The 9801-nt window shown below is 42.6% G+C and carries 8 protein-coding genes; 4 read left to right on the plus strand and 4 right to left on the minus strand.

The genetic code is table 11. The features are described from left to right. Positions 1 to 40: 40 nt before the first annotated feature. A complete protein-coding gene (locus AC1F2U_RS28650; protein WP_480264220.1) occupies positions 41 to 994 on the minus strand; it encodes a stage II sporulation protein M in 954 nt (317 codons plus the stop codon). Between the two features lie 80 nt (positions 995 to 1074). Between AC1F2U_RS28650 and AC1F2U_RS28655 the strand changes: the two genes are divergently transcribed. Next, positions 1075 to 1908, plus strand: a complete 834-nt coding sequence (locus AC1F2U_RS28655) for a hypothetical protein (protein WP_480264221.1) — start codon at positions 1075 to 1077, stop codon at positions 1906 to 1908. A gap of 45 nt (positions 1909 to 1953) precedes the next feature. Then, on the plus strand, positions 1954 to 2739 hold the full coding sequence (locus AC1F2U_RS28660; RefSeq protein WP_480264222.1) for an RDD family protein: 786 nt from the start codon (positions 1954 to 1956) through the stop codon (positions 2737 to 2739). Between the two features lie 62 nt (positions 2740 to 2801). On the opposite strand, the gene AC1F2U_RS28665 is transcribed toward AC1F2U_RS28660, so the two are convergent. After that, positions 2802 to 3590 (minus strand): DUF1868 domain-containing protein, encoded by a 789-nt coding sequence (locus AC1F2U_RS28665; RefSeq protein ID WP_480264223.1) that lies wholly within the window; start codon positions 3588 to 3590, stop codon positions 2802 to 2804. A gap of 234 nt (positions 3591 to 3824) precedes the next feature. Here AC1F2U_RS28665 and holA point away from each other — a divergent pair, with 234 nt between their 5' ends. Both holA and AC1F2U_RS28675 read left to right on the plus strand, forming a co-directional pair. Then, the gene (holA, locus tag AC1F2U_RS28670) at positions 3825 to 4814 is read left to right on the plus strand and encodes a DNA polymerase III subunit delta (RefSeq protein WP_480264228.1); all 990 of its coding nucleotides are present in this window, start codon (positions 3825 to 3827) and stop codon (positions 4812 to 4814) included. A 109-nt stretch (positions 4815 to 4923) separates the two neighbouring features. Beyond that, the gene (locus tag AC1F2U_RS28675; RefSeq protein WP_480264224.1) at positions 4924 to 5406 is read left to right on the plus strand and encodes a DUF4168 domain-containing protein; all 483 of its coding nucleotides are present in this window, start codon (positions 4924 to 4926) and stop codon (positions 5404 to 5406) included. Positions 5407 to 5837: 431 nt separating this feature from the next. On the opposite strand, the gene AC1F2U_RS28680 is transcribed toward AC1F2U_RS28675, so the two are convergent. Both AC1F2U_RS28680 and AC1F2U_RS28685 read right to left on the minus strand, forming a co-directional pair. Continuing rightward, on the minus strand, positions 5838 to 6101 hold the full coding sequence (locus AC1F2U_RS28680) for a hypothetical protein (protein ID WP_480264225.1): 264 nt from the start codon (positions 6099 to 6101) through the stop codon (positions 5838 to 5840). A gap of 27 nt (positions 6102 to 6128) precedes the next feature. Then, on the minus strand, positions 6129 to 9785 hold the full coding sequence (locus AC1F2U_RS28685; protein WP_480264229.1) for a PAS domain S-box protein: 3657 nt from the start codon (positions 9783 to 9785) through the stop codon (positions 6129 to 6131). Between the last annotated feature and the right edge of the window lie 16 nt (positions 9786 to 9801).

Consider the following 9801-nt stretch of genomic DNA (forward strand, 5'->3'; position numbering starts at 1 on the left):
ATATTTTTCAATTTGCCAATCAGCCGCTATCTAAATTATTTCATTTTTGCTTGCGGCTACAATACAGCACCAAAAGTATAAATAATCCTATTCCTGCCAGATATTTAATTGCATCAGGTACGCTAGGATTAGGTGAAAAGAATCCTTCGATCGCACCAGCAATAATCAACATTGGTACAATCCCGAATACTAGCTGCACTGCTTGATAACCATAGAATTTCAGTGCATCTCCACGGCGATATTTACCAGGAAATAAAATTGCTCTTGCTAATAAAAATCCCGCACCGCCAGCAAAAAAGATCGCGGGTAATTCCAAAGAACCATGCGGAAACACAAAGGCCCAAAAAGGATAAGCCAGATTATTTTGACCAACTAAAGTAGCAACAGCACCAATTAATAAACCATTAAATACCATCAAATAGGCTGTGTATAGCCCAGCCGTCATGCCACCGGCGACAGCCCCAAAAGACACCGACAAATTATTGATTGCGATCCCGCTGGATGCCAGAGGTTCAACACCGACAATTGAACCCATCCATAATTTATGCTCATCTCGCACCTTGGTAATCAAGCTTTCAGGTACAATCAAAGGCATAAAGCTGGGGTTTTGCCAAGAATACCACCAAGCCACTAGTGCGCCTAGTAAAAATAGCGCCGTTGCCACAGCAATATATACAAATGATTTCTGGACTACAGATGGTAATCCCCAACGATAAAATTCTAGGATTGCCTGCCATTCTTGTCGCCGCGAACCTTGGTAAATCTGCGTATAGGCACGAGTTGTTAAAGATTGTAAACTTTGGATTAAAGTATTGCCGATTTGCTGAGTGCGGGCACGTGCCAAATCTGCCGCTACAGAACGATACAAACTCGCTAACTCTCTAATTTCTGTTGCCCGTAAAGACTTTAACCCTTTTTTTTCTATCTGCCTTAATAGGGCATCTAAACGCTGCCAATTCGGTTCTCGTCGCGCAATCCAACGTTGAATATTCATGAATTTTGGGAACACTGAGTTTAACTTAGCTTAAGATAGCCTCAAATTCATCTCCGTAATTTCAAGGGAAATTTAGCATTATGTCTGAAAACTTTGGATCTTCCGGTCAGATACAACCACTGAGTATCGGTAACGTTGTCAGTGCTGCGGTACGGTTGTATCGTTCTCATTTGAAGACTTATCTTAATCTAGCTGCGATCGCTCACTTGTGGGTTCTAGTTCCTGTGTATGGTTGGGCAAAATATGCAGCCATCTCTGGACTAATTTCACGCTTGGCTTTTGGAGAATTGATTTACCAGCCTGAAGGTGTTCAAACTGCCAGAAGTCATATTAATCCACGCCTTTGGTCATTTTTAAGAGTTGGTTTTCAAGTAGGTATATCTTTACTAATAATTTATCTTGGATTAGCGATCGTGGGCGGTGTAGTCGCTAGCTTGATCGGAGTAGCATTAGGAGGAATATTAGGTAGTTCAGGCATTATAGTCACAATAATTGTAACGGCAGGCATTATATTGTTAGGACTAACCTGGTTTTACTCCCGTTGGATAGTAGCTGAAGTGCCCTTAGCAGTTGAAGAAAATATCAATGGTGGCGAAAGTGTTGCCAGAAGTTGGGAGCTAACTAAAGCCTCAGTCTTTCGCGTTCAAGGCATTGTTTTAGTTGGTTTTATCGTTACATTGCCGTTGGTGTTTGTATTAAATTATATACCTAGCTTATTCCTAATCAGGCTTGAGCCTGGTACTGCTATTTACTCGATTGTTAATCTTATTTCTGTGATTGGAAGCTTGATCGGTGGAGTTTTAGTCATGCCATTTTGGCAAGCACTAAAAGCTGTTTTATACTTGGACTTGCGTAGTCGGCGTGAAGGTCTAGGTTTGCAATTACGAGAACCTCCCTCGCAAGATTTTCGTTAACTCAAGATCTTAATCCAACTCTATTAATTTTGAATTAGTTAAAATATGCGCTTTTTTAATCGCATCACATTCCAGACTCCAGAAAGTGTAGAGTTGGAATTCACTCTAGCAGGAATCGGTAATCGAGTTTTGGCACTCCTGATTGACTATACAGTGTTGGGTGTAACTTTGCTTCTGTTTGTCTTTACTTGGAGTGTCTTCTCGACACAGCTGTTAAGTTTTGTTGAATATTTTTTTAAAAATTTAACAAGTTTAGATATTTGGTTGTTAGCAATTTTCTTCATTATTGCCTTTGCAATTTACATCGGTTACTTTGTATTTTTTGAAACTTTATGGTTTGGGGAAACTCCTGGTAAACGCTTTGCGAAAATTCGCGTAGTTCGAGATGATGGTAGACTGATCGGGTTACAACAAGCAACGCTACGTGCTTTACTGCGGCCCTTTGATGAAACTTTGTTTATCGGTGCTTTTTTAATTATGTTGGGTAGCCGCGAAAAGCGCTTAGGTGATTTGGCTGCTGGCACAATTGTAATTCAAGCCCAAACACCGACTGCATCCGCAAAATTGACAATTTCAGAACAAGCAAAAGGACTTCACGAACAGTTAATAGAGATTGCTGATTTATCACAATTGATGCCAGATGATTTTGCTGTGATTCGCGAGTATTTACAGCGACGTGGCGCAATGTCGTTAAAGGCAAGAGCCTCACTATCTCTCAAGCTAGCCGAGCAAGTTAAAGCTATTATTAATTTAGAAAAATTGCCAGAAGCTGTTACGCCTGATGTTTTTTTAGAATCAGTTTACCTCGGTTATCAACAACCCAAATTTTAAGTTAATTAATAATGAGTAGTCAGTAGTCAGTGAGTAGAAACTACTGACTACTAACTAATTAATTAAAAATCCAAAATCGGCCAGTCTGATTCACGATAATAGTGTGTCATGTTGTCAAACTTTCGTAATTCAACACGATCGATCAAAAATTCTGGCAAATTCAACAGCCATTCTTCATTCAATTGAGAAAGCATAGTGCTGAAGTTTATGCGGTCTAGGTCAGATGGAACCTCCCCAAAATAGGCTAATGTAACATGGGCTGTGAAGTGATAATGCTGCTCAATACCCAAGGCAATTAACTTGGGATTTTGATAAATTGTTCGGCGAAATTGAATAATTTCCTCGTAACAGCGTTCATCTTGGGGGACTAAACAAATGGCTACAGCTCTTGGCATCAGTATTAGTCCCAGCATTTGCCATTTAATTGGATGACTCCTGTTTGTCATCAATTGTTGATATTTTTGAAATATTTCAGCTAAACAAGAGTGTAACTCCTCGTCAAATTTAGGATTTTTTTCGTAGGCATCAAGGTAAGCATTGTCCCAAATTAAATCCGCTAAAGTCAGATGGAAGCTAGCAGGAGGTACAGGTACAATCAAATTACGGTTTACAGGTAACTGCAAAAGTTCCTGTTGATAAATTTGTAATTTGGCATAGAAAGCAGAGTTGTGTGATTCTTCTTCTGCCGGCGGGGTAATTAGCGTATAGCCAGGAAAGGATGCCGCTTGTCTCAACCCAGAATTTAGCTGAAATTTAGAAGATTCCTGAATATGCTGGGCTTGGGATCTGTAGGCTTCTGGCAGCGTCAGTCTTGCTAACCGATTTAAGTAAGTTTGATAGTTGTCGTCCAATCTTCATAGCCTCACGCTCTCACTTGATAGATTTTAGGGAAAATTACCTTGATTAAGAGAATGATTTCAAAAGTATTTAATTTTTGGGAGTTGGGAGATGAAGCAGGGGGGCAGGGGAGCAGGGGAGCAGAGGAGCAGGGGAGAATAATTAATCCCCAATTTCCAATGCCCAATGCCCAATTCCCAATGCCTCATGCCCCATTCCCCATTCCCCATCTACTACAAGGTTTATCTATGCCAATCTATGTTTACTGGGGTGAAGATGATTTTGCGATGGAAAAGGCGATCGCACTTTTGCGCGATCGCGTCCTCGATCCCCTATGGACAAGTTTTAATTACACTGCATTTTCCCCAGATCGGGCTGATGCTGCTATTCAGGGGTTAAATCAGGTGATGACGCCTACTTTTGGCGCTGGTGGGCGCTTGGTATGGCTGATCAACACTACTCTGTGTCAGCACTGCCCAGAGAATGTGTTGACAGAATTGGGGCGATCGCTACCTGTGATTCCCGAAAACTCATTTTTATTGCTCACCAGCCGCAATAAGCCAGATGAACGCCTCAAATCCACGAAATTGTTAAAACAGTTTGCTACCGAATTCCGAGAATTTCCTCTCATCCCACCTTGGAAAACAGAATTACTGGTGCAATCTGTTAATCAAGCAGCCCAGACAGTGGGGGTGAAACTGACTGCCAATACTTCCCATCTGTTGGCAGAATCTGTAGGCAATGATACACGGCTTCTTTACAATGAGTTAGAGAAATTACGGCTATATGTCCAAGGTAGCAATAAGCCTTTAGACATAGATACTGTTACGAAGTTAGTAAGAAATACTACTCAAAATAGCTTACAATTAGCAGCAGCAATTAGAACAGGAGATACAGCTAAAGCTTTGACAACACTGGCAGATTTGAGCAATGCTTCCGAGCCGGGATTACGGATAGTTGCGACGCTGATTGGACAATTTCGCACCTGGCTGTGGGTAAAGATTATGATAGAAAGTGGGGAACGGAATCAATCAGCGATCGCTATTGCCGCTGACATCGGTAATCCCAAACGAATTTACTTCTTACAGCAAGAAATTAAGCTGCTTTCTGTGCAACAGTTAATCTTTTGCTTACCCCTACTGCTGGAATTAGAGGTTAGCCTTAAGCAAGGAGCATCAGAAATGTCAACACTCCAGACCAAAGTTATCGAACTTTGTCAAGTATGCCGAGGAAATTGACAATTAAATATAAAAGCTTGATGTATTGAGCAGTTCCTGGAACTTCCAACTCTGAAAATAATTCAAAGTTCTTATAATATCCCTGATGTAGTTTCGTGTCATACACTATATGAAGAAAATTTCTGATTTATTTTCCCGAACTAGCCGAAAGCGAACCCTGTCGCGATCGTTATTTTTCGGTGCGATCGCTACTGTGAGTGTGATTTCCAACGCTTTTTCATTGAGTTCTAAAGCTGAGGCTCAAACTCCAGCACCAATAGTTAACAATACTGAAATCAACAGTTACGCTCAAGCCGTGCTAGCAATGGAGCCAGCCCGTCAAAATGCCTTTGAAGAAATTAAAAAACTTATTGGCAATGGAGAAATTCCCCAGATTGTTTGCAACGATTCTAACAGCATAAATGGTCTTCCAAAGAAGGCTCAAGATATCGCAGTGAACTACTGTAACCACGCTCAAAAAATTGTTGAAGATAATGGTTTGAAATTTGAACAGTTCAATAAAATTACTATAGAACTACAAAATAATACTATCTTAAAAAAGCAGGTTTACAATACGCTATTACGCCTGCAACAACCTCCTGAGTCTCGGTAAGTAGAAGGGCTACTTAAATCCCAGCACGTAGTAGGTAAGTGGTTAACTACTATGGGAATCATACTAATTATTCGGACATTATCGCAGTCCTATTTGATTCATGAAAAATATAGATAAGGCAACGAACCGCTTTCTCTAGGAGACACTATTACCGCAAGGCGGAATTCAAAATGACGCTCTCTACGAGACGCTGCGCGAACGCGGACTCGCTAACGCTGCGCTAACAAAATTCAAAATTAATACAGCGTAAGCATTTCATTGGTTTTGAATGGGTGGTTTATTTACGCCGTGCTGTACTATGTTAATGCGTAGCGTCTAGAGAAGGACGCAAAGGGAAGAAAGAGATATATAATTTTCACAAATGATTTAGGACTGCTAGATATAAAAAATTTTGAGATTAGAAAAAAAGCTCGTGAGACACAGGGGAGAATTTAATTCATATTCCTCAATGCCCCATTTCTATAGCGTTTACTAATCACATGAGGTACATCATAGCCCCCTCTCGAAGAGCGGGGAGGGGGTTGGGGGTGGGGTTCTTGTACCTCACTCAACTGAGAACCGCTATAAGTCCGTCCTAATACTGTTCGGTTAAGGCAAGAGACACGATGAATCGCCGTCTCTACAATAATCAATCGGTCTTTCGTAGTGGCATCATCTGTCAACGTTGCAGCTGGAATTCCCTCTTGTTCTCGCATCCTCGTGGGGCATACTGATGTCGCTGACTAAACAGAGGGGGGTGGGGGCAGAGGGGCAAAAGAACTGAGGTGGGCATTCTTCAGTAGTGGTAGTTTGACGGTAAACGTCGCTCCTTGTTCTTTGCCTGGGCTATCTACGTACACAGTCCCACCATGTAATTCTACTAAATGACGGACGATCGCTAATCCTAGTCCTAATCCACCATAGATTCTAGTATTAGAACTATCAGCTTGACGAAAGCGATCAAAAACGTAAGGAAGAAAATTAGGGCTGATACCAATGCCTGTATCAATCACCTGAATTTGGGCATATTTATCCGTTGTCTGTTGTTTTTCTTGTCCACTAACCACTGACAATTGCAACTCTACCCTTCCGCCAACGGGTGTAAATTTGATGGCGTTGGATAGCAGATTCCAGATGATTTGTTGCAAGCGCTCGAAATCCCCGGAAACTAAATATTGAGAATTTTCACCCAGCTTGCTGTCCTCTAAATGTTGATTGGTTTGGGATTGTGCTGCTGAAAATTCGAGATTTTCGTGATTAACTCCTAATTCCCAATCTGAATTTCGCGTTTCTTTTGAGGGACTTAGGGAAAATCTCAAATCGATTTCCTTGGATTGGGCGGCTAAACTAACAGTCTTGATGGCTGACTCAATTATGGGAACCAAATTACAAGTACGGACATCAAGGTGTAACTTGCCTCTAACCATCCGCGATATATCCAGCAGGTCTTCAATTAGCTGGGTTTGCGCTTTGGCGTTGCGCTCAATTGTCTCCGTTGCTCTAGCCATTTGGGCCTCACTGAGCTTGCTTCGTTGCAGTAATTGTGCCCAGCCAAGGATGGCATTGAGGGGCGATCGCAATTCATGGGATAATATCCCTAGAAACTCATCCTTCATCCGGTTGGCTTCTTGTAACTGCTCAGTTTGTTGTTGCAAAGAAGCAATTAAACTAGCCCGTTCCATTGCGATCGCTATTTGGTCACACACTGCTTGCATCATCCCTTTTTGATTGTCGGTGAAGCTCAACAGAGTGCGGCTGCCAAAAGAAAGAGTACCCAATAGCCGTCCTTGGGCGATCAATGGATATGCATAATAAGCAGTAATACCTAAAGAACGAATCAATTCTGTTTTCGGGTCAATTGATTGCTGCACATTCTCTAGAACGGTTGCACAACGTTCCTGGGCTACAGTCCCACAAACTGTTTCACCAAATCCCAACGACTCGATTTGGTTTGCCAGTTCTGGGGAAATGCCACTGTAAGACTCTAGCCGCATTGGCTGAGAGTTATCCTCAACCAAATAGTTAAAGTAAATATCTAAACCAATTTGGTCTGAGAGTTTTTGGTAGACGCTATCGATTAGTGCTACTGGTTGCTGACTCGATAATAAATCGTTGGCTGTGTCAAATAGTAGCTTTAGCCTTTTGTAACTTAATGAGAGTGCTTTTTGTGCAGCCTTGAGGTTGCTGATTTCTTGGAACACCAAAATACAGGTAGCCGGATGACCGTGCATTGCTGGCAAGGTATCAGCAAATACTAGTAGAGAGCGCACACCAGCGGGAGTATGCCAGTCCACCTCCAATGCATTCAGGCGTTCGCCACGGGCAACCCGCACACCTGGCATAAGTTCATTGGGGATGCGATCGCCAGCGGCATCCGTGTAGTAGTAAACTGTATGATACTCTGCGGCTGGTACACCTTTAGGAAATTCGCCCCCAGCTAATTCGTCAGCAGAGCGGTTGGCAAAAGTTACCCGCGCCGTTCCTGGTTCGATAAACAGCAACGGTCTTGGCATCAGATTTAACACATCCTCTAGCCATTTTTGCTGATTTAAAAGTACTTCCTCTGCTTGTTTGCGCTCCGTAATATCTAAAAATGCACCAACGCTTCCTCTGGTTTTACCCTCTTCGTCAAACAGGGGTGCAACGTACTCCAGCAAGTTGACGATTTTGCCATTGTCATGGACTATATCAACTTCAAAATCCAGAACTTCGACACCATGAGCAGCAGAGTACTGCATTGGGAGTTCCTCTGTTGAAAGTTCCTTTCCCTCGCGGTAGATTTTAAAGCTGGTTGGTCTTTCATTCAAGGGAGCATTGAGGGAGGCATTTGCATCTGAGGATATCCCCAACTGCTTGGCAAAAGAAGGGTTGACCTTAATATTTTGGCATTCTGGATCTTCGGCAATGCCAATTCCAATAGGAATTACCTCTAACAAAGTTTGTAATTCAGTAATGCGGCGCTGTAGATGCCTGTTTAGTTGTAATATTTGTTCCTTGGCCTGTTTTTGCTCGCTGATGTCGCGAGTCACCGTTGCTAAGGCAATTGGCTGACCTGTGTTTTTATCTGTAACAGTGAAGATGTTGTAATCAACTGGTATCGGTTGACCTGTTTGGAGATGCCGGAAGCAGAATTCTCCCTGCCAGCGCCCTTCTGATAGCACAGTCGGCAGTATATATTTTTGAAAATAGGCTTTGTCTTTGGGCATGAAGTAATCTAATACTGCTTTTTGCCTGACTTCATCAAGGCTGGCAAGACCTACCAGCTTTTGACCTGCATCATTTATGTAGAGTAATTGACCTTCAAGGGTGGCGATGCCGATAAAATCAGAGCTATTTTCTACTACCGACACTAATTTTTGTTGCTCTGCTTCTGCTTGCTTGCGTTCGCTTAAGTCGAGGATAAACGCTACTGACTCTTCGCGGTTTTCTCCTAGCAGCACGTAACCAACTAAAATCGGGATACGGCTGCCATCCTTGCGAATAAATTCTTTCTCGTAGGGCGTACAAGCAGCGTTGGTGTTTCCTTGTGCTTCAGCGATACCTTGCTCGTCTAAATATAAATACTCTGATGGTGTGATATTGCGCCAACTTAACTTACCAGCTAACAAATCTTCCCGCGCGTAACCAATCATCCTCAAGAATTCGTCGTTTGCCTGTTGGATACCGCCATACACATCGCTAAAGAGAATACCGATGACGTTAGCATCTACAAAACTTCCTAGTTTAGCTACGTAGGTTCTCAGTGCTTCTTGGGCAAGGTCGCGTTGATAGCTGAGGCGTTCAATAACCCTAGCACTTTGCCAAATCAAAATAGTAAAAATTACAATCAGAACGATCGCAAACACCGATACTGCAAATGCCGGATCGTATTGTCCTGCTCGTTGCCCTTCAACAATTACCCACCCTAATATAAAAGGTACTGCGATCGCGGCAACTAGTAAACGACGTGCAAGTAAGCCGCCGTAACTATCACTTGTAACTACCCTCATTAACCCATGTTCTGCCCGCGCCCACAAAATACCCATACTTAGTAAGAGGAACAACACCGCTGTGTGTAACGCCATTGATGTTGTATAAGGGGCAAGTCCGTAGAGAACTTTCACTTTGTAGGCATAGCCCATCAGCGCCTGAAAGGAAATTAAAGTAGCAATCAGAGCGATAATTTGGGCATACCAATAACTGCGGTGGGTTTTTGGATGAATCAGAATCTGTAGGGCGACGCTGACCAGGATAAAGTTCAGTGCTGTGTTCACCCCCATTCGCCCCGGATACAATGTCGCCATACTAGTTCGCGAATCACGGAACACCAGCTCATCAATTCCCAGATTCCAGCCGAACAGATATTGACAAAGGGTGAGCGCTGCAATTGTGGTGACAGCTATTGCACAGACCTGAGAGATTAGAAGAGTAGGAAAA

It is taken from the genome of Nostoc sp. LEGE 12454, assembly GCF_056620565.1.